Consider the following 18,896-nt stretch of genomic DNA (forward strand, 5'->3'; position numbering starts at 1 on the left):
CCGAAGGTCCCAACCCGATGCCCCGCCCCACCTCAGCCGTCCTCGCCCTTCTGCTCGCGGCATGGTCCTTCGACGCGCGAGCACAGGATGCGAACCGGGTGCGTGCGATGAACGCGGTGAGCGACCTGGCGCGGGCGTACCGAGAGCAGACAGAGACGCTCCGGCGTATGGAGACCGTCCAGCGCGACCGGGCGCGGGCGGGTGACAGGACCCGGCGCAACGCCGAGCGGGACAGCCGTTCGATGCGACGCTTCGACCGCTGAGCGGACGTTCGGCATGCGACGCAATCTCGTCATACCAACCATCATGCGTTGACTACAAAAGAAGACATGTGAGCGATACGATCTGGATCGAGAGTTTTTATACATGAAATAATATTTATTATAAAACAAAACATATTAAATCAAAGTCATATTAGTGTTTGCCGTATAAATACATGATTTTATTATGTTTATAGTCGACGCAGCAATGGATTGTCTACAAATCGCAGGCTCACCGCAAACCATCCCCCCTTTCTGCTTCTGTTAACATCTTCCCCATATCCAAACCCATTCACACGCTGTGGGCGGGGTTGCACGTGACCAGTTTTAAATTAGGCACAAAAGTCGCCATTGGCTACGTTGCCTTGCTGACAATGATGATTGTACTGACCATCTATGGTGTATTCCAAGTAAAAACCATAGACAGCAAGCTGATAGAAATCAATAATTTGAATTCCGTCAAGCAGCGTTATGCCATCAACTTCCGTGGAAGCGTGCACGACCGAGCCATCAGTTTGCGTGATGTCACGCTCGTGGCGGATCAAGCGGGCCGCGACGCGGCGCTCGCCGACATTACGCGGCTGACCGAAGCTTACGCCCGATCGGCGGCGAGCATGGACCGGATGTTCGCCGAACGGCCCGACACCTCTGCCGAAGAGCGGGCGATCCTCGGGGACATCAAGCAGACGGAAGCCAGGACCCTGCCGCTCATGAAGGCCGTGATCGACAGCCAGCAGTCCGGGGACGTCGGCAAAGCCCGAGCGATCCTCATGCAGGATGCGCGGCCGGCCTTCGTCGAATGGCTTGCGCGCATCAACCGATTCATCGACCTCCAGGAAGCCCGCAATCAGGCCACCGGCGCCGATGTCCGCGCGGTCTCTCAAGCCTTTACCGTCCTCATGCTGGCGCTTTGCGCGATGGCCTCGCTCATCGGCTGCGGCTTTGCGGTTTGGGCCTACCGGGCCATCCGGTCGCTTCGCCCGCTCACCGCCGTGATGCTGAAGCTCGCCAAGGGGGAACTCGACGCCGCCGTTCCGGAAACGCGGCAGCGCGACGAGGTCGGTGACATAACGCGGGCGGTGCGCACGTTCAGAGACAATGCCCTCGTCGCACGGGGCCTGACGGAGGAGCGGGCAGCCGAGCAGGCACAGAAACTGCGTCAAGCCGAGCAGATCGATGCGACGACGCGAACGTTCGAAACGACGGTGAACGGCATTGTGGCTCGGGTGGATGCCGCCGCTGCCGAGATGCAGGCGACGGCACGGGCAATGGTGGGTACTGCGGCACAGACCGCCTCGCAGTCGATCTCAGTGGCGGCAGCGGCCGAGGAAGCGGCCTCGAATGTCAACACAGTGGCGGTGGCGACGGAAGAACTCGGTTCGTCGGTGCAGGAGATCGGCCGGCAGGTCGACGGTTCGGCCGATCTCGCCACCCGCGCGGTGGCTGAGGCCGGCGAGACCGCCGTGCTGGTGCGGGATTTGAGCGAAGCGGCCACCCGCATCGGTGACGTGGTGGCAATGATCTCCGGCATCGCCGGTCAAACCAACCTCCTGGCGCTCAACGCGACCATCGAGGCTGCCCGCGCAGGCGAGGCCGGACGAGGCTTCGCGGTGGTCGCAGCCGAGGTCAAGGAACTCGCGAACCAGACCGCGAAAGCAACGGAAGAGATCGTCGGTCAGATCGGCCGCATCCAGTCTTCGACAGGTCAGGCGGTCACGGCCATCGACGGCATCGCCGGGCGTATCCGCGAGATCAGTGGTGTGGCGACCTCGATCGCGGCGGCCGTGGAGCAGCAGGGTGCGGCGACCCAGGAGATCGTGCGCAACGTTTCCAGGGCGGCGACGGGCACAGGCGCGGTGACGAGCAATATCTCGGGAGTCGCTGGCGCGGCCGAAGAAACGGGTACGGCCGCGAGCCGGGTGCTTGAGGCGGCCTCCGAACTGTCGCGCCAATCCGAGCACCTCGCCACCGAGGTCGGGCAGTTCCTGACGACGGTACGAGCAGCCTGACCCTCATCAGGCGGCGTGTCCCTGAGCAGGTTTCGCGGAAGCGGCCCCCGGTTCTGCGATAGAAAACCCGCGACACAGCGAAGAGCCAAGCAGGGTGAAGCGTTGTCTTGCCAACGTGAATCTGCTTAGCCCTCCGGGAAGCGAGATCGTGTCGGAACGACCGCCGGAAGTCCGGGATCGACCTCACGATCTCGTATCGGCAGGAATGGCATCGGCTCGCGGTGGTGGCCCGGAGGCAAGGCCACCCGCCTTCGTCACGATGGGGGTGCTCGTCTGGACGGAGCAGCGCGAACCCGGCCGTGGTCTCACTCGTCCGTCGAGAACATCTCGTCGAAGGAATAGCCGGAGCCACGCACGGTGCGGATCGGGTCGCTCTGGCGCGGGCGGTTGATGGCCTTGCGCAGGCGGCCCACATGCACGTCCACCGTGCGCTCGTCGATATAGACGTCGTGCCCCCAGACCCCGTCGAGGAGTTGCTCGCGCGAGAATACCCGGCCGGGGCTCCGCATCAGGAATTCGAGGAGCTTGAACTCGGTGGGTCCGAGATGGATCTCGCGGCCCTGGCGGCGGATGCGGTGGCTGACGCGGTCGAGCTCGATGTTGCCGGCGACGAGCAGGTCCGCCACGTGGCTGGGCTTGGCCCGGCGCAGGAGCGCGCGGACCCGGGCGAGCAGTTCCGGCACCGAGAACGGCTTGACGATGTAATCGTCGGCGCCGGTGCCGAGGCCGCGGATGCGGTCGCCCTCCTCGCCCCGCGCCGTCAGCATGATCACCGGCAGCCGCTCGGTCTCGCGCCGGGCGCGGATACGGCGGCACAGCTCGATACCGGAGAGACCGGGCATCATCCAGTCGAGGAGGACGAGGTCGGGCACCTGCTCCTGAAGGCGCAGATCGGCCTCGTCGCCGCGGGCGGCGGTATCGACGACGAAGCCTTCCGCTTCGAGGTTGTAGCGGAGGAGAAGGGTCAGGGCCTCCTCGTCCTCGACGATCAAGATGCGCGTACTCATGCGGGTGTTTTCAGGGTGAGGGCGGCCGTCCCGTCACGCACAGGACAACCGCGCGAGGATCGTGCCGGAATGGCCCGACCGGAGGGACGGTCAGGCGCTGGCGGGCAAAGACACGGTGGCGTAGTTCGACGCGTCGTTCTTCGGGCGATCCTGTTCGGCCAGATCGTTCGTGCCGGTGACGAGGTAGTGGATCGTCTCGGCGATGTTGGTGGTGTGGTCGCCGATCCGCTCGATGTTCTTGGCGCAGAACAGCAGATGCGTGCAGAACGAGATGTTGCGCGGGTCTTCCATCATGTAGGTCAGCAATTCGCGGAAGAGCGAGTTGTAGAGCGCGTCGATGGCGTCGTCACGCTCCCAGACGTCGAGGGCGGCCTTCACGTCCTGGCTCGCATAGGCGTCGAGGACGTCCTTCAGCTGCTCCTGCACCAGGTCGCCCATGTGCTGGACGGCGATGACGATCTTCTGCGGCTGAATCTGCTCGGCGATGGCCACTACGCGCTTGGCGACGTTCTTCGACAGGTCGCCGATGCGCTCGAGATCGTTCGAGACGCGGATGGCCGAGACCGTCTCGCGCAGGTCGATGGCGAGGGGCTGACGCTTGGCGATGAGCAGGATCGCCCGCTCCTCGATCTCGTGCTGGAGGGCATCGAGGCGCTTGTCGGCGCCGATCACCGCCTGGGCCAGGGGCACGTCCCGGCGCACCAGGGCGTTGCCGGAATCGGTCATCATCTTCTCGGCGATCCCGCCCATCTCGGAAATCGAGCGGCGCAGGTTTTCCAGTTCCGTGTCGTAGGAACTGACGATGTGGGTGGACATGCTCGCACTCCTCGACCGAGGCCGCCTCGGGCGGCCCGCATCGCGTAGATCGGGACCGGTGCCGCGGAACGCGGCCCCGGCGGGCTCAGCCGAAGCGGCCGGTGATGTAGTCCTGGGTCTGGCGCTTCTCGGGGTTCATGAAGATCCGCGTGGTGGGGCCGAACTCCACCAGCTCGCCGAGATACATGAACGCCGTGAACTGCGAGATGCGTGCCGCCTGCTGCATGTTGTGCGTGACGATGACGATCGTGAACTCGGAGCGCAGCTGCTCGATCAGTTCCTCGATGCGGCCCGTGGAGATCGGGTCGAGGGCCGAGGTCGGCTCGTCGAACAGGATCACCTCGGGGCGCTGGGCCACGGTGCGGGCGATGCAGAGGCGCTGCTGCTGGCCGCCCGACAGACCCATGCCCGACTGCTTGAGCTTGTCCTTCACCTCGTCCCAGAGGGCGGCCTTGCGCAGGGATTCCTCGACGCGGACGTCGAGATCGGCCTTGGGCAGCTTCTCGTAGAGGCGCAGGCCGAAGGCGACGTTGTCATAGATCGACATCGGGAACGGCGTCGGCTTCTGGAACACCATGCCGATGCGCGAGCGCAGCTCGTTGAGATCGACCTTGGCGTCGAGGACGTTCTGGCCGTCGAGGAGGATCTGCCCCTCGGCGCGCTGCTCGGGGTAGAGGCTGTAGATCCGGTTGAAGGTGCGCAGGAGGGTCGACTTCCCGCAGCCGGACGGGCCGATCAGCGCGGTGACCTGCCGGTCGTGGAAGTTGAGGTTGACCGACTTCAAGCCGTGGAAGGAGCCGTAATAGAAGTTCAGGTCCTTCACGGCGATGCGCACGGGGGCCTGCTCGTCGGCCTTGTGGCGGCCGGTCAGCTGAGCTTGCGTGATCGCGGGAGCGGCGTTCATCGGGTGCGTGTCCTTGTCGAGGGCGGGATGGGACGGGGGCGCGGGGTCAGCGCGCCCGCTCGCTCTTGATGACGAAGCGGGCCACGATCGAGAGGGCGAGGATCGTGGCGGTGATGAGGAGGGCGCCGGCCCAGGCGAGCTGCTGCCAGTTCGAGTAGGGCGAGAGGGCGAACTGGTAGATCATCACCGGAAGGTTCGGGATGCCGCCCATGAGGTTGGGTGAGAACCAGCTGTTGTTGTTGAGCGCGGTGAAGAGCAGCGGCGCGGTCTCGCCGGCGATGCGGGCGAGCGCCAGAATGATGCCGGTGACGATGCCGGCGCTGGCACCGCGCCAGGTGATGCTCTTGATGACGATGGAGGGCGGTGCGCCCAAAGCCGCGCCGGCCTCGCGGAGCGTCGAGGGCACGAGGCGCAGCATGTCCTCGGTGGTGCGCACGATCACCGGGGTGGCGATGATGGCCAGCGCCACCCCGCCGGCCCAGCCCGAATAGGTCCCCATCGGCCGCACCATCAGGGTGTAGACGAACAGGCCGATGAGAATCGAGGGCGCCGAGAGCAGGATGTCGTTGAGGAAGCGGATCACGTCGGCGAGCTTCGAGTGGCGGCCGTACTCGGCGAGATAGGTGCCGGCCATGACGCCCACCGGCGTCGCGATGACGATGCCGATCAGGGTCAGGACCAGGCTGCCGAGGATGGCGTTGGCGATGCCGCCACCTTCCGATCCGGGGCCGGGCGTCGGCTCGGTGAAAAGCAGCGGCGAGAAGCCCTTCACGCCCTCGACGATGAGCATGAGCAGGATCGAGCCCAGCACCACGATGCCGATCAGCGTCGCCACGGTGCTTCCGACGATAAGCAGCTTGTCCGCCACGCGGCGGCTCGACCGGACGCGGCTGGCCTTGAGCGGCGGCGCGTCGTTGGTGGTGAGGGTGTTCACGGCGTCCATGGTTCGGGCTCCAGAGGGCTCAGGCGACCTTCACGCGCCGGACGAGCAGGCGTGCGACGATCAGGACGACGAAGGTGATGACGAAGAGGATGCAGCCGAGCGCCATCAGCGAGTTGAGCTGCATGCCGTCGGCCTCGTTGAACTCGTTGGCGATGCGCGAGGCGATGGTGGAGCCGGGATCGAAGATCGAGCCGGACAGGCGGTTGGCGTTGCCGATGACGAAGGTCACCGCCATGGTCTCGCCGAGCGCGCGGCCGAGGCCGAGCATCACCGCGCCGATGATCGACACGGACGCCTGCGGCACCAGGACGTGGCGGACCACCTCCCAGGTGGTGCAGCCGATGCCGTAGGCGCTCTCGCGCAGCACGGTGGGGATCTGGTCGAGCATGTCGCGGGTGATCGAGGCGACGAAGGGCACGATCATGATGGCGAGGATGATGCCCGCCGTGAGGATGCCGACGCCGGAGGGAACGCGGGCGTAGAACAGCGTGCCGACGATGGGCAGGCCCTCGACCAGGCTCGACACCGGCATCTGCACGTAATGGGCGAAGAGCGGGGCGAAGATGAACAGGCCCCACATGCCGTAGATGATGCTCGGCACCGAGGCGAGGAGCTCGATCGTCATCGAGACGGGCTTCCTCGCCCAGCCGGGGCAGAGCTGGGTGAGGTAGACGGCGATGCCGATGGAGATCGGCACGCCGATGACGAGGGCGAGAAGGGCCGAGACCAGGGTGCCGACGATGGCCACGAGGGCGCCGTACTGCTCCTGGCCGATGTTCCAGGCGCTGGAGGTGACAAAGCCGAAGCCGAACTCCTTGAAGGCCGGCCAGCCGCCATAGGCGATGGAGGCCAGGATGCCCGCGAGGAAGAGGAGGACCAGCAGCGCCGACGCGTAGGAGGCGGCGCGGAAGAGTTGGTCGCCGAGGCCGCCCGGCTTCTTGCGAGCGGGGGAGCCCGTGCGGGCCAACGAAATCTGTTCAGTCAAGGCGGCCATCCGACGTCTGCTTCTTCACCTTGAGGGCTCGTATAGTGCGAGGTAGCGAGTGGCGAGGTGGAACACCGCGTCCACTCGTGGCGCAGGCCCGGCGTTTTTGCCGGGCCTGCGCGGTTTTAGGATTTCAGCTGGAAGGCTGCCTTAGAAGACGGGCTTGCCGTCCTTGCCCTTGATCTCTTTCCACTCGGTGTGGACGAGGGAGACGACGTTGTCCGGCAGCGGCACGTAGTCGAGGTCGGTGGCGAGCTTGTCGCCGTTCTTGTAGGCCCAGTCGAAGAACTTCAGCACGTCGGCGGACTTGGCCGGATCGGCCGGGTCCTTGTAGACGAGGATGAAGGTGGCGGCGGTGATCGGCCAGGCATCGTCACCGGCCTGGTTGACGAGGGAGATGCCGAAGCCCGGGGCGGCCTTCCAGTCGGCGGAGGCGGCGGCGGCCTGGAACGCTTTGTCGTCGGGAGCCGGGAACTTGCCGGCCTTGTTCTGGATCAGCGAGTAGCTGAGCTTGTTCTGCTTGGCATAGGCCGATTCCACGTAGCCGATGGAGTTCGGCACCTGCTTGACGGTGGCGGTGACGCCCTCGTTGCCCTTGCCGCCCTGGCCGGCAGGCCAGCTGACCGTAGTGGCCGCACCGAATTCCTTCTTCCAGCTCTCGGAGACCGCGCTGAGATAGGTGGTGAAGATGCTGGTCGTGCCGGACGCGTCCGAACGGTAGACCGGGGTGATCGGCGAGTCGGGGAGCTTCAGCCCCTGATTCACCGCAGCGATCTTGGCATCGCTCCACTTGGTGATCTTGTTGGCGTAGATGTCGGCGATGAGCTCACCGGTGAGCTTGAGCTTGCCCGGCTCGACACCGGCGATGTTCACGACGGTGACGACGCCGCCCATGACGGTGGGGAACTGGACGAGGCCGTCCTTCTCCAGGGCCGGGCCCTTGAGCGGCGCGTCGGTGGCGCCGAAATCGACGGTCTTGGCCTGGATCTGCTTGATGCCGCCGCCCGAGCCGATGGACTGGTAGTTGAGGCCCGTGCCGGTCTCCTTGCGGTAGGCTTCGGCCCATTTCGAATAGACCGGGAAGGGGAAGGTCGCGCCGGCACCGGTGATGTCGGCGGCCTGGGCGACGGCGCCGAACTGCGCGGTGGCGAGCCCGATGGCAAGGGCGAAATGGAAGGGTTTCACGGTGGCTCTCCGTATTCTGTCCGGGCGCTATACGTGCCGCGCTGCAAGAGCAATCCTGCTGCAGCGCACCGTTACCTGCCCGATCATGCTGGCTCTATGACGGAGCCATGACAGATCGATGACAGGGGCCACCCGTTGACCGCCTGAGCGGTGTGGGACAGGGAGAACGCGGGGTGTGGACCGATGCCCGGACGAGGCGGCACGGTTTTGCGGCCTCGCGCGTTATACGATTCGGCGATGTCGACGACGGAGCAGCCCGTCTCGCCAGCCGTCCTGGAAGGTCAGCGACTTGGAGAACGAATCGAGCGTGACACCCACCGGGGGTGAAGGCGATGCCGATTTCCTCGCCCTGCATGCGCGCAGGGAGGATCTGGAGCTCGAGCTCACCCGTGCCGAGCAGCGCCGGCAGTTCGGGACCGATCCGGACGAGGTCGCGAAGGCCGGCGAGGACGAGCGCGCCCTGCTGGCGGAGCTCGACGCGGTGATGACCCTGATCCGCGGCGCCGAGTACCAGCGCATGCCGGGGGCTCGCCGCTGGTAGCGGCGACGGGCGGCCGGCCGGGATGAAGGAACCGGGACCGCCTCAGCCCACGCGGCGGCGGTCGCGTTCCTTGTGCCGGAGGCGCAGCAGAAGGTCGATCTGGCCGTCCGGAATCGGCTGCGTGTCGAACGTGTCTTCGTAGATCGCCCGGAGGGTGCCGCCGAGATGGTGGCGGGTCGGACTCGTCAGAATCGGCATTCCGTCCGACTCGTTCACAGGCCGGGGATCGGTCTCACCGTCTCCCAGATCCATCACGCGATCTCCCGATGTGGCGACGCGTTTCCATAAGATTCCCTGCGTCGTACCCATACCATCGCGCAAGATGGTTAACCGAAGGTTAAGATCGCGCGTCAGGCATCCGTAGATTGAAGAAGGCGTGCGGCCGCCGCGCGGGCCTCGTCGGTCACGGTGGCGCCAGCCAGCATGCGGGCGATCTCCTCCCGACGGGCGGGCGCTTCCAGGGCGGAGACGCGGGTGGCGACACGGTCGCGGCCCTTCACCGGGTCCTTGGCGATGAGGAAATGCGTCTCGGCCCGCGCGGCGACCTGAGGCGCATGGGTGACGGCCACGACCTGGACGCCGGCCGCGAGACGGGCGAGGCGGGCGCCGATGGCATCGGCCACGGCGCCGCCGACGCCGGTATCGATCTCGTCGAAGATCAGGGTCGGGGCCGAGCCCTTGTCGGCCAGCACCACCTTGAGGGCCAACATGAAGCGCGAGAGCTCGCCGCCCGACGCCACCTTCATCATCGGGCCGGGCCGCGTTCCAGGGTTGGTCTGCGCCCAGAACTCGACGCGGTCGTAGCCCGCCGGGTCACGCGATTCCGGGTCGGTAACGATCTCGGTGATGAAGCGGGCGCGCTCCAACTTGAGCGGCGGCAGTTCGGCCTTCACGGCGAGGTCGAGGGCCTTGGCGGCCTTGCGGCGGCCCTCCCCGAGCTTGGTGGCGGCCTTGGCATAGGCCGCCTCGGCCTGGGCCAGCGTCGCCTCAAGGCCGCCGAGGGCTTCCTCGCCGGCATCGATGGCGGCCACATCGGCCTCGTAGCGCTGGCGCAAGGCGGCGAGGTCGTCCACCGGCACCTGATACTTGCGGGAGGCCGCGCGGAGCGCGAAGAGCCTTTCTTCCACCTGCTCCAGCTCGCGCGGATCGAACTCGGATTCGCGCAGGGCCGTGTCGAGGACCGAATGGGCCTCGTCGAGGGCGGACAGCGCGGCGTCGAGGGCGGCGATGCAGGGCTCCACCAAAGCCGGGATCTGGCTCGCCCGCCGCTCCAGCTTGCGCATGGCCGAGGACAGATGGGACACGGCCGAATTCGGGCCGCCCGCCGCCTCGATGGCCTCGGAGAGCTCGCGGGCCACCTTCTCGCTCTGCTGCATGACCATGCGGCGCTCGGCGAGCGACGTCTCCTCCCCGGCCTGGGGATCGAGCGTCTCCAGTTCCGACGCCGCATGGCGCAGGAAATCGACCTCCTTGCGGGCGGCCTCGACCCTGGCGCGGTGCTCGGCGAGAGCCGAGCGGGCGGCGCGCACGCGCTTGGCCGCCTCGCCCACCGCCGCGAGGGGGGCCTGCAACCCGCCGAAAGCGTCGAGGATGGCGCGGTGGGTACCGGGATCGGCCAGCGCCCGGTCGTCGTGCTGGCCGTGGATCTCCACCAGGGTGGCGCCGATGGCCCGCAGGACCTGCACGCCCACGGCCTGATCGTTGACGAAGGCGCGGGTGCGGCCGTCGGCCATCTGCACGCGGCGCAGGATCAGGTCGCCCTCGGTGTCGATATCGGCCTCGGCCGCGAGGCGGCGGGCGGGATGGTCGAGGGGTACGTCGAACACGGCGGTGACACCGCCCTGCCCTTCGCCGTGGCGCACGAGGCCGCCATCGCCGCGCCCGCCCAGGGCCAGGGCGAAGGCGTCGAGCAGGATCGATTTGCCCGCACCCGTCTCCCCGGTCAGGACGCTGAGGCCTTCGCGGAAGTTCAGGGCGAGCTTATCGATGAGAACGATGTCGCGGATCGCGAGCTGGCTCAGCATGCCGCGGGGTGGGCCTCGTTGGATACGGTGGCCACGTCTTACGGCGAAGCGGCGGCCGCTTCACCCGAAAAATGGCCCGCTGACGATAAGCGTGTCGTCGCGGGCCGGGACGATGCGCTGTTAGCGCGCGTCGGCGGTGCGGCCGATGACGCCACGATAGACCTTGCTGAGCCAGGAGGATTTCTCCTCGCGGGGCTCAAGGCCGCCGTTCTGCAGGAGCGCGAACGCATCCTTGTACCAGGGGCTGTCGGGGAAGTTGTGGCCGAGCACGGCGGCGGCGGTCTGCGCCTCGGCGGTGATGCCGAGCGCCATGTAGGCCTCGACCAGACGCTCCAGCGCTTCTTCCGCGTGGCGGGTCGTCTGGTACTTGCTCACCACATCGCGGAACCGGTTGATCGCGGCGGGGAAGTTGCGGCGCTCCAGATAGAAGCGGCCGACTTCCATCTCCTTGCCAGCGAGCTGGTCGCGGGTGATCTGGATCTTGGCCTTGGCGTCCGCCGCGTATTCGGAGGTCGGATATTTCTGGACGAGCTCCTGCAGACCGGCCAGCGCCTTCTCGGAGCGGTCCTGATCGCGGGTCACGTCGGGGATCTGCTTATAATGCGACATCGCCATCAGGTACTGGGCGTAGGCCGCGTCCTTGCTCGCCGGGTGGCGCTGCAGGTAGCGCTTCGAGGCGTTGATGGCGTCGTCGTACTTGGCGCCCTCGTAATTCGAGTAGGCGGTCATCAGCAGCGCTTTGCGCGACCAGTCAGAATAGGCATAGGCCTTGTCGAGTTCGCCGAACTTCTTCGACGCGCCCTCGAAGTCCTTGTCTTCCATCTTGGCCAGGCCCTCGCTGTAGAGCTTGTCGGCCGGGACGTCGGGAATGACCTCGGGCTTGTACTTCTCGGCGAAGGGATTGATCGAGTCGAGGGCGTCGCAGCCGCCGAGGCCGAAGCCACACAGCGTCAGGAGCACGGCTGCCGTCGCCCCGCGGTTACGATCGTTGAGACGCATTCCGGTTCCCCCAACAGATGCGCCCTGCAAGGGGGCCGCATCGTCAAGCCATACATATGTCGGTCGAGCGGCTGACGGCACGGTGCCACGGCCCATGTGCCTCGATGGGGCACACGCGACCTCGCCTCTTGTCACGGACGATTCACCAGTGGCGTCCGATTTGGGCGTGAAAGCGGCGGCCGAGCGGCGGACGCATTCGAAGCGAGGATGTTGCTTGTCGGTTACAGGTCGCTGGCGAAGGCGGCGAGGCTGAGACCGACGCCGAATTCCGGCCGGGTGGTCTCGCGGCGGGCGCCGGACGCTTCGACGATCGTGTAGTTGGCGCGGTCGGCGAACAGCGCGTCGAGGACGCCAACATTCATCCGGTGGCCGCCGCAATAGGAGCGGTAGGCACCCTGGATCGGCAGGCCGGCCAGCGCCAGGTCGCCGACGGCATCGAGATACTTGTGCCGCACGAACTCGTCGGCGTAGCGCAGGCCCTCGGGGTTGACGACGGCGTTGTCGCCGACCGCCACGGTGTTCTCGAGGGAGGCGCCGAGGGCGAAGCCGGCTTTCCAGTAGCGCTCCACATCCTTCATCATGCCGAAGGTGCGGGCATTGGCGATTTCGCGGCGGTAGGAGGCGGGGTTCAGGTCCATCGCCTTGCGGCTGCGGCCGATCACCGGGTTGTCGAAGTCGATCTCGACGTCGAGGCGGAAGCCCCGATCGATGGGGCGGAGTTCGGCGAAGGCGCGTCCTACCTCGATGCGGACGGTGCGAAGCACCTTGATCCAGCGGCGGGGAGCTCCGCATGTGGCGATGCCGACGGCGTCGATGGCTTCGACGTAGAGGCGGGCGCTGCCGTCCAGGATCGGCATTTCCGGCCCGTCGATCTCGACGAGGACGTTGTCGATGCCGAGTCCGAAGAGGGCGGACATCAGGTGCTCGATGGTGGCGACCGCGCCGCTCTCCACGTCACCGATGACGGTGCACAACTCGGTGGCGGAGACGCAGGCGTGGTGGGCCTTGATGAGCCGATCGTGGCCCGTGGGCATTCCGGTACGGAGGAAGCAGATACCGTGATTGGCCGCAGCGGGGTGGAGAGTGATCTCCACCGGCTTGCCGGAATGGACACCGATGCCACGCAGCGTGGCCGGGCCCTTGAGAGTGATCTGTTGGTTCGTCCGCATTCCCTAGCCCTCGGCCGTGATCAGGCTCGCTCTCCCTGGATTACGGGATTGCGCCGCCTTTTGACCCGTCCGCTGCTTGAAGCCCCTGCGAGCGCTGACGGCGAAACCGCCGCGCCTTTTTCGTTCCAAAAATCGTATACGCGGCGGCCGAAGCGTTAGCCAAATCACGCTTTCTTACGCTCTGTTACAGACACGCTTCTCGGACACGTTCCAAATAAGCGTTTTCAGACAATGACTTAAAAGCACGTTAAGCCCGGGGTCCTGAGACCCCGGGTTTGTTGCATAAAAACCGCTACGGCCGCTTAGCGTGGCGTTTCAGTTCGCCTGACGACGCAGGAAGGCCGGGATTTCGAGCTGGTCGTCATCCATCAGACGGGGCTGGGGCGCCACACGTCCCTGTGCATCGAGGTTGCCCTGGGCCGGACGATAGGCCGGGGGAGCCGCCACGGGCGCCCGCTTGGCGTATTCCGGCTGGGGGGCCGGCTGCTGCGGGGCGGGAGCGCGCATCGGCGGCAGCGGGGCGGCCTCGGCCTCCTCGCGACGTCCGCCGAAGCCGACGGTGGCGAGGCGGCGCAGCAGGGTCATCCGCTTGGAATCCCCCGCCGGCTCGGCCGGCTCCTCACCGCGCTGGGCGCGGAGCTGGGCCTGACCGGGCATCGGCAGGTCCTGGATCTGCGGCATGCGCGGGGCGCGGGCCACGGCCACAGCCGGACGCGGCGGCACGAACGGGCCGGCGACCTGCTGCACGGGGGCCGGAGCCTGGACCGGGGCCGGGGCGGGCTCGTAGGCCATGGCGGTGCGCGGCTGCGTCTGGGTCAGGACGACCTCGTCGCGGGCCATCGGAGCGGCCTGGGCTTCCATGCGCAGGGGCTCGGGGGCCATGGCCACCGGCTCGGACGCCGCCGGGCGCGGGGCCTGCGGCTGGATCTGCGCCTGGGGGGCGGCGTTCGGAGCGGTCAGCGGCTGCTCGGGGGCACGAAAGGTGGGGGCGGGCTGTGCCGCCCTGGCCCTCGCTTCCGCACGCAGGCGCTCGGCCACTTCCGCGATCCGTTGCTCGGTCTGGACGATTTCGGGGTTGTTCTGCGAATGCGCGGTGATCAGCGCCGGCTCGATGCCGGTGGCCACCACGGAGACGCGGATGATGCCGTCGAGGCTCTCGTCGAAGGTGGCGCCGAGGATGATGTTGGCGTCCGAATCCACTTCCTCACGGATGCGGGTGGCGGCTTCGTCGAGTTCGTAGAGGGTGAGGTCGTTGCCGCCGGTGATGGAGATCAGGAGGCCGCGCGCGCCCTTCATCGACACGTCGTCGAGGAGCGGGTTGGCGATGGCGGCTTCGGCGGCGCGGTTGGCGCGCTTCTCGCCGGAGGCCTCGCCGGTGCCCATCATCGCCTTGCCCATGCCGCGCATGATCGCGCGGACGTCGGCGAAGTCGAGGTTGATGAGGCCTTCCTTGACCATCAGGTCGGTGATGCAGGCGACGCCCGAATAGAGCACCTGATCGGCCATGGCGAAGGCGTCGGCGAAGGTGGTCTTCTCGTTGGCGACCCGGAACAGGTTCTGGTTCGGGATGACGATCAGGGTGTCGACGGCGGCCTGGAGCTCCTGGATGCCGGCCTCGGCGGTGCGCATGCGGCGCACGCCCTCGAACTGGAAGGGCTTGGTCACGACGCCGACGGTGAGGATGCCCATGTCGCGGGCGGCGCGGGCGATGACCGGAGCCGCACCGGTGCCGGTGCCGCCGCCCATGCCGGCGGTGATGAAGCACATGTGGGCGCCCGAGAGCTGGTCACGGATCTCGTCGATGACCTCGTCGGCGGCGGCCGAGCCGACCTCGGGGTGCGAACCGGCGCCGAGCCCCTGCGTCACGCCGAGACCCATCTGGATCACGCGCTCGGCCTTGGAGGAGGTGAGCGCCTGGGCGTCCGTGTTGGCGACGACGAACTCGCAGCCCAGCAGGCCGGATTCGATCATGTTGTTGACGGCGTTGCCGCCGGCGCCGCCGACACCGAAGACGGTGATGCGGGGCTTGAGTTCGCGGATGTCAGGCGCCTGGAGAGAGATGGCCATGGTGTCGAGCCCTTCGTGCCGTTTTCGCGTTGCCGATGAGCGCCTCCGCAAAGGCGCCGATTGTGTCGTCGCCGCACCCCCTTTCGGGGGCGGGCCTCGTCCCTAGAAACTCTCCCGCAACCAGCGGTACACGCGGGGGATGTAGCCGTCGGTTCCGGTGCCCGCGAAGGCGCCCTGCCCCCGCGGCTCGAAATGCTCCGCATGCGCCACCTGCGGGTAGACCAGCAGGCCCACCGCGGCGGAGAAGGCGGGTCCCTTGGCGGCCTCCGGCAGGCCGCGGATGCCCAGCGGCCGGCCGATCCGCACCTGGCCCTGCATCACCCGGCGGGCGACCTCGGGCAGGCCGACGAGCTGGCTCGCGCCCCCCGTCAGCACCACCCGGCGGCCGGCCTGGGCGGCGAAGCCTGCGTTGCGCAGACGATCGCGAACGAGTTCGACGATCTCCTCCACCCGCGGCTTGATGATCCGCACGAGCTGCGAGCGCGGCACGTGGGTGGGGGCGTCGCCCTCGTCCTCGCCGACCCCGTGGACCGCGATCATGTCGCGCTCGTCGGAGGCGGTGGAGATCGCCGAGCCGTACAGGGTCTTGAGACGCTCGGCCGCCACCACCCGGGTGGAGAGGCCGCGGGCGATGTCCATGGTGACGTGGTGGCCGCCCACCGCCAGGGCGTCCACGTGGACGAGGTGCCCGCCCTCGAAGACGCCGAAGCTGGTGGTGCCGCCGCCCATGTCGACGACGCAGACGCCCATCTCGGCCTCGTCGTCGACGAGGGCGGAGAGCCCGGCCGCATAGGGGGTGGCGATCACCGCCTCGACGCCGAGATGGCAATGTTCCACCGCCAGCATCAGGTTGCGGGCGGCGGCGGCCTCCGCCGTGACCACGTGGAGATCGACGCCGAGGGACTCGCCGATCATCCCGGTGGGATCGATGACCGCGCCCTGTCCGTCGATGGCGTAGCCGGTGGGAAGGGCGTGGAGCACGGTGCGGCCGGGGCTGACGCCATGGGCGCTCGCCGTCTCCAGGGCGCGTTCCACGTCGGCGCCCATGACGGTGCCGCTGCGGACGCCGACATTCGCCTCGAAATGCTGCGAGCCGAGGCGACCGCCGGAGATGTTGACGATGACCGACTGGACCTCGACCTTGGCCATCCGCTCGGCGGCGTGGACCGCCTGGCGGATCGCCCCTTCGGCGGCCTCGAGATCGACGATGGCACCGCCCTTGAGTCCGTGTGAGCGCTGATGCCCGATGCCGATGATGCGGGCGAAATGAGTCCGTCCGCGCAGGGTGGTGAGGGCCTCGGCCGGCTGGAGCTCGGCGATGAGGCAGACCACCTTGCTCGTGCCGATATCGAGCACCGAGAGGATGGTGCTCCGGCGCGCGGAGAGCGGTTTCATACGCGGCGTGAGGCCGTGTTGCGCGTGCATCGGATTACCGGGCGAAGGAGGCGGGAAGGGCGGGCTGGCGGGACGCGAGAGGCGCCGGACGGATCGTACGGCTCATGTCTCGGTCCCCTTGCCCTTCGGCTTCTTCTTCTGGGATTCAGCGCGCGTGGCGGCCGCCTCCTCCGTGAGCCGTACCACCACCCGGTCGGGCAGCCGCAGGTCCACGGCGATGATGTCCTTCTCGAGGATGCGGCTGTCGCGCTCGAGCTTGACGAGGCGGGCCAGGGCCTCGGCGGCCCCGGTCTCGGGCAGGCGGATGTCGACGCCGTCGAGCTTCAGGGTCCAGCGCCGGCCGGACACGTAGGTGCCGGCCTTGACCCGCTCGCCGAGTTCCCCCGCCGCCTCGATGAGGGCGAGGTAGTCCTTGAGGCGCTCGTTGGCCTCTTCGCCCACCACCAGGGGGAGCGCGGCGTAGCGGTCGTCGCGCATCTCGTCGATGACGGTGCCGTCGGCGGCGATGACCGAGATCTCGCCATTGCGCTGCCACAGGGCGGCGGGCTCGCGCTCGACCTGGTTGATGACGATCTCGTTCGGATAGACCTTGCGCACCGAGACGCTGGAAATCAGCGGCACATCGAGGAGGCGCTGGCGCGCTTCGGCGACGTCGAGGAAGACCACGGACGAGTGGCCGTCGATGCCGGCCGCCTGCAGCACTTCCCGCTCATAGAGACGGGAGATGCCCGAAATGGTGACGCGCTCGACGCCGAAACCGGCCAGCCGGGCCAGGACGTCCGAGACGTGGCCGTTCTCCAGCACAAAGCGGTCGTAGCGGCCGCTGGCGACGAAACCGGTCACCGACAGGACAGCGAAGGTGACCGCGAGGGTCAGCGTGCCCGCATGCCGCGGGATGCGCCGCTCGATCGGCTGCCCGGGCCGCGAACGGCGCGAGCGCAGCATGGGTCGCACCAGTCGCGGCAGGCGCGCCGCCAGACCGGCGACGAGCGAGCCCGATCCGGGCGCGGGGGTTCCGTCGACGCCAGCCTGACCGGCGGCGTTCAACGACCCAGAGTAGCGTCCTCCACCATCCATCGGACGAGCTCACCGAAACTCAAGCCAGCGTAGGCTGCGATCTCCGGCACAAGGCTCGTCTTGGTCATCCCGGGCTGCGTGTTGACCTCCAGGACGACGAGGGCACCGGTTCCACCCGGTGTGTCGTCGTATCGAAGGTCCGCACGGCTGATGCCCCGGCATCCAAGTGCTTGATGCGCCGTTAACGACAACTCTTGGACACGCTGGTAAATTTTTGGTTTAATTTCTGCCGGGAGGACGTGGATCGACCCCCCCTCGGCGTACTTCGCATCGAAGTCGTACCACTCCCCCGAGGCGGGCTTGATCTCGATGACGCCGAGGGCCTTGTCCCCCATCACTGCGCAGGTGAGCTCGCGGCCAGCAACGTAAGTCTCCGCAAGGACTTGCTCCCCGTAGACCCACTCGTCCGAGCCGAGAATCTGGGGCGGATGGGAGCGCCCGTCCCGGACGATGATGACGCCCATGGAGGAGCCTTCGGCGATGGGTTTAATCACGTAGGGCGGAGTTAACGGGTGTGACTTCGCGGCATCATGACGGTTAACGACCAGCCCCTCCGGAACGCTCACCCCGGCGGCCTTCATGATCGTTTTGGCACGTTCCTTATGCATCGCCAGGGCCGAGGCGAGGACGCCCGAATGGGTGTAGGGGATGCGCAGGATCTCCAAGAGCCCCTGTATCGTGCCGTCCTCGCCCGCCGGGCCGTGAAGGGCGTTGAGGGCCACGTCGGGGCGCAGGTCCGTGAGCACCGTGGCGATGTCCGGCCCGACATCCACCTGCGTGACGCGGAACCCCTCCCCTTCGAGGGCGTCCGCGCAGGCGCGGCCCGAATTAAGGGAGACCTGTCGCTCGGAGGACCATCCGCCCATGAGGACGGCGACGTGCTGGGACATGGGTGAGGCTCCAGAATCGAGCGGGGAAACGAATGTACGGGTGAGCGTCACGCGCCGCCGATCAGCGCGCGGATGCGTGTGAACACGAGGTCCGCCGAATCGGCTCGGAGGGAGCCGATCCGGCGAAGGATGCGGGACGGCTCGATGCAGGCGATCTTGATCGGACGCACCACCGATGCGGTGACCAGGCCGGCCTCGTCGAGATCCTCGATCGCGAGATCGCCGGGCATGGCGGCGTTGCGGGCGCTGGTGATCATCGCGACCCAGACGAACCCGGCCCGCGCAACATCCGCGCCGGAGACGACCAGGGCCGGCCGGCGTTTCTCGACAAGCCGGTCCGCATAGGGGAAGGGAACGACGATCACCGCGCCGGGCGAGAAGCCGCCCGGATCAGAGGTGGGCATAATCTTCGTCGTCCGCACTGCCCGCCCATTCCGTGAAGGTCACGAACGGGTCGTCCCCCTCCGGAGGGGCCTTCTCGATGCGGACGCCATCCTCGGTCAGGACGTAGCGCAGACGATCCCCCGGCCCAACGGCGAGCCGCTCGCGCACTTCCGCGGGCAGCACCGTCTGGCTCTTGACCGAGATCTTCGAATAGGCGGCGCGAACGCTACGATCCAGCATG

19 protein-coding genes are annotated in these 18,896 nt (G+C 67.4%); 3 read left to right on the forward strand and 16 right to left on the reverse strand.

Translation table 11 applies throughout. The features are described 5' to 3' along the window. Positions 1-17: 17 nt before the first annotated feature. Both ASF26_RS00635 and ASF26_RS00640 read left to right on the forward strand, forming a co-directional pair. Positions 18-263, forward strand: a complete 246-nt coding sequence (locus ASF26_RS00635; RefSeq protein WP_244475779.1) for a hypothetical protein — start codon at positions 18-20, stop codon at positions 261-263. A gap of 314 nt (positions 264-577) precedes the next feature. Beyond that, complete coding sequence (locus ASF26_RS00640; RefSeq protein ID WP_056248042.1) at positions 578-2,269, forward strand: methyl-accepting chemotaxis protein; 1,692 nt, start codon at positions 578-580, stop codon at positions 2,267-2,269. Between the two features lie 305 nt (positions 2,270-2,574). On the opposite strand, the gene phoB is transcribed toward ASF26_RS00640, so the two are convergent. The 6 genes from phoB to pstS form a co-directional block, all read right to left on the reverse strand. Beyond that, the gene (gene phoB, locus ASF26_RS00645; RefSeq protein ID WP_056248047.1) at positions 2,575-3,276 is read right to left on the reverse strand and encodes a phosphate regulon transcriptional regulator PhoB; all 702 of its coding nucleotides are present in this window, start codon (positions 3,274-3,276) and stop codon (positions 2,575-2,577) included. Between the two features lie 90 nt (positions 3,277-3,366). Then, a complete protein-coding gene (gene phoU / locus ASF26_RS00650; RefSeq protein WP_056248050.1) occupies positions 3,367-4,092 on the reverse strand; it encodes a phosphate signaling complex protein PhoU in 726 nt (241 codons plus the stop codon). Between the two features lie 85 nt (positions 4,093-4,177). Then, positions 4,178-4,996, reverse strand: coding sequence for a phosphate ABC transporter ATP-binding protein PstB (gene pstB, locus ASF26_RS00655; RefSeq protein ID WP_018041940.1), 819 nt, complete (start codon positions 4,994-4,996; stop codon positions 4,178-4,180). A 46-nt stretch (positions 4,997-5,042) separates the two neighbouring features. Continuing rightward, positions 5,043-5,939: a phosphate ABC transporter permease PstA gene (gene pstA / locus ASF26_RS00660; protein WP_056248055.1), complete on the reverse strand. Its 897-nt coding sequence runs from the start codon at positions 5,937-5,939 to the stop codon at positions 5,043-5,045. Positions 5,940-5,958: 19 nt separating this feature from the next. Beyond that, a complete protein-coding gene (pstC, locus tag ASF26_RS00665; protein WP_056248065.1) occupies positions 5,959-6,933 on the reverse strand; it encodes a phosphate ABC transporter permease subunit PstC in 975 nt (324 codons plus the stop codon). A gap of 141 nt (positions 6,934-7,074) precedes the next feature. After that, positions 7,075-8,109: a phosphate ABC transporter substrate-binding protein PstS gene (pstS, locus tag ASF26_RS00670; protein WP_056248069.1), complete on the reverse strand. Its 1,035-nt coding sequence runs from the start codon at positions 8,107-8,109 to the stop codon at positions 7,075-7,077. A 289-nt stretch (positions 8,110-8,398) separates the two neighbouring features. Between pstS and ASF26_RS00675 the strand changes: the two genes are divergently transcribed. After that, positions 8,399-8,650, forward strand: coding sequence for a hypothetical protein (locus tag ASF26_RS00675; protein ID WP_056248072.1), 252 nt, complete (start codon positions 8,399-8,401; stop codon positions 8,648-8,650). Positions 8,651-8,692: 42 nt separating this feature from the next. Here the strand turns inward: ASF26_RS00675 and ASF26_RS00680 are convergent, their stop codons facing one another. From ASF26_RS00680 to ASF26_RS00725, 10 genes are all read right to left on the reverse strand, one after another. Beyond that, positions 8,693-8,902: a hypothetical protein gene (locus ASF26_RS00680; protein ID WP_056248074.1), complete on the reverse strand. Its 210-nt coding sequence runs from the start codon at positions 8,900-8,902 to the stop codon at positions 8,693-8,695. Between the two features lie 98 nt (positions 8,903-9,000). Next, positions 9,001-10,674, reverse strand: coding sequence for a DNA repair protein RecN (recN, locus tag ASF26_RS00685; RefSeq protein ID WP_056248077.1), 1,674 nt, complete (start codon positions 10,672-10,674; stop codon positions 9,001-9,003). A gap of 120 nt (positions 10,675-10,794) precedes the next feature. Next, the gene (locus ASF26_RS00690) at positions 10,795-11,673 is read right to left on the reverse strand and encodes an outer membrane protein assembly factor BamD (RefSeq protein WP_018041933.1); all 879 of its coding nucleotides are present in this window, start codon (positions 11,671-11,673) and stop codon (positions 10,795-10,797) included. Positions 11,674-11,894: 221 nt separating this feature from the next. After that, complete coding sequence (lpxC, locus tag ASF26_RS00695) at positions 11,895-12,842, reverse strand: UDP-3-O-acyl-N-acetylglucosamine deacetylase (RefSeq protein WP_056248080.1); 948 nt, start codon at positions 12,840-12,842, stop codon at positions 11,895-11,897. A 315-nt stretch (positions 12,843-13,157) separates the two neighbouring features. Continuing rightward, a complete protein-coding gene (gene ftsZ, locus ASF26_RS00700) occupies positions 13,158-14,909 on the reverse strand; it encodes a cell division protein FtsZ (protein ID WP_056248084.1) in 1,752 nt (583 codons plus the stop codon). Positions 14,910-15,011: 102 nt separating this feature from the next. Continuing rightward, complete coding sequence (gene ftsA / locus ASF26_RS00705) at positions 15,012-16,334, reverse strand: cell division protein FtsA (RefSeq protein ID WP_056248087.1); 1,323 nt, start codon at positions 16,332-16,334, stop codon at positions 15,012-15,014. Between the two features lie 72 nt (positions 16,335-16,406). After that, positions 16,407-17,381 carry a cell division protein FtsQ/DivIB gene (locus tag ASF26_RS00710; RefSeq protein WP_056248090.1) on the reverse strand — a complete coding sequence of 325 codons (975 nt, stop codon included), beginning with the start codon at positions 17,379-17,381 and terminating at the stop codon, positions 16,407-16,409. Beyond that, positions 17,348-18,271 carry a D-alanine--D-alanine ligase gene (locus ASF26_RS00715; protein WP_056248096.1) on the reverse strand — a complete coding sequence of 308 codons (924 nt, stop codon included), beginning with the start codon at positions 18,269-18,271 and terminating at the stop codon, positions 17,348-17,350. The genes ASF26_RS00710 and ASF26_RS00715 overlap by 34 nt, the downstream gene beginning before the upstream one ends. 47 nt (positions 18,272-18,318) lie before the next feature. Then, positions 18,319-18,675, reverse strand: coding sequence for a type II toxin-antitoxin system PemK/MazF family toxin (locus ASF26_RS00720; RefSeq protein WP_056147482.1), 357 nt, complete (start codon positions 18,673-18,675; stop codon positions 18,319-18,321). Next, a complete protein-coding gene (locus tag ASF26_RS00725) occupies positions 18,662-18,895 on the reverse strand; it encodes an AbrB/MazE/SpoVT family DNA-binding domain-containing protein (protein ID WP_056248099.1) in 234 nt (77 codons plus the stop codon). Before ASF26_RS00725 ends, ASF26_RS00720 begins: the two co-directional genes overlap by 14 nt. Position 18,896: the final 1 nt, after the last annotated feature.

The organism is Methylobacterium sp. Leaf93, from assembly GCF_001422345.1.
Lineage (GTDB): Bacteria > Pseudomonadota > Alphaproteobacteria > Rhizobiales > Beijerinckiaceae > Methylobacterium > Methylobacterium bullatum.

What these genes read in the sequence shown, in the direction of transcription:
- ASF26_RS00635 (WP_244475779.1), top strand. Translation starts at nt 18, where the DNA reads ATGCCCCGCCCCACCTCAGCCGTCCTCGCCCTTCTGCTCGCGGCATGG.
- phoB (WP_056248047.1), bottom strand. Translation starts at nt 3,276, where the DNA reads ATGAGTACGCGCATCTTGATCGTCGAGGACGAGGAGGCCCTGACCCTT.
- phoU (WP_056248050.1), bottom strand. Translation starts at nt 4,092, where the DNA reads ATGTCCACCCACATCGTCAGTTCCTACGACACGGAACTGGAAAACCTG.
- pstB (WP_018041940.1), bottom strand. Translation starts at nt 4,996, where the DNA reads ATGAACGCCGCTCCCGCGATCACGCAAGCTCAGCTGACCGGCCGCCAC.
- pstA (WP_056248055.1), bottom strand. Translation starts at nt 5,939, where the DNA reads ATGGACGCCGTGAACACCCTCACCACCAACGACGCGCCGCCGCTCAAG.
- pstC (WP_056248065.1), bottom strand. Translation starts at nt 6,933, where the DNA reads ATGGCCGCCTTGACTGAACAGATTTCGTTGGCCCGCACGGGCTCCCCC.
- ASF26_RS00680 (WP_056248074.1), bottom strand. Translation starts at nt 8,902, where the DNA reads ATGGATCTGGGAGACGGTGAGACCGATCCCCGGCCTGTGAACGAGTCG.
- recN (WP_056248077.1), bottom strand. Translation starts at nt 10,674, where the DNA reads ATGCTGAGCCAGCTCGCGATCCGCGACATCGTTCTCATCGATAAGCTC.
- ASF26_RS00690 (WP_018041933.1), bottom strand. Translation starts at nt 11,673, where the DNA reads ATGCGTCTCAACGATCGTAACCGCGGGGCGACGGCAGCCGTGCTCCTG.
- lpxC (WP_056248080.1), bottom strand. Translation starts at nt 12,842, where the DNA reads ATGCGGACGAACCAACAGATCACTCTCAAGGGCCCGGCCACGCTGCGT.
- ftsZ (WP_056248084.1), bottom strand. Translation starts at nt 14,909, where the DNA reads ATGGCCATCTCTCTCCAGGCGCCTGACATCCGCGAACTCAAGCCCCGC.
- ftsA (WP_056248087.1), bottom strand. Translation starts at nt 16,334, where the DNA reads ATGCACGCGCAACACGGCCTCACGCCGCGTATGAAACCGCTCTCCGCG.
- ASF26_RS00710 (WP_056248090.1), bottom strand. Translation starts at nt 17,381, where the DNA reads ATGGATGGTGGAGGACGCTACTCTGGGTCGTTGAACGCCGCCGGTCAG.
- ASF26_RS00715 (WP_056248096.1), bottom strand. Translation starts at nt 18,271, where the DNA reads ATGTCCCAGCACGTCGCCGTCCTCATGGGCGGATGGTCCTCCGAGCGA.
- ASF26_RS00720 (WP_056147482.1), bottom strand. Translation starts at nt 18,675, where the DNA reads ATGCCCACCTCTGATCCGGGCGGCTTCTCGCCCGGCGCGGTGATCGTC.
- ASF26_RS00725 (WP_056248099.1), bottom strand. Translation starts at nt 18,895, where the DNA reads ATGCTGGATCGTAGCGTTCGCGCCGCCTATTCGAAGATCTCGGTCAAG.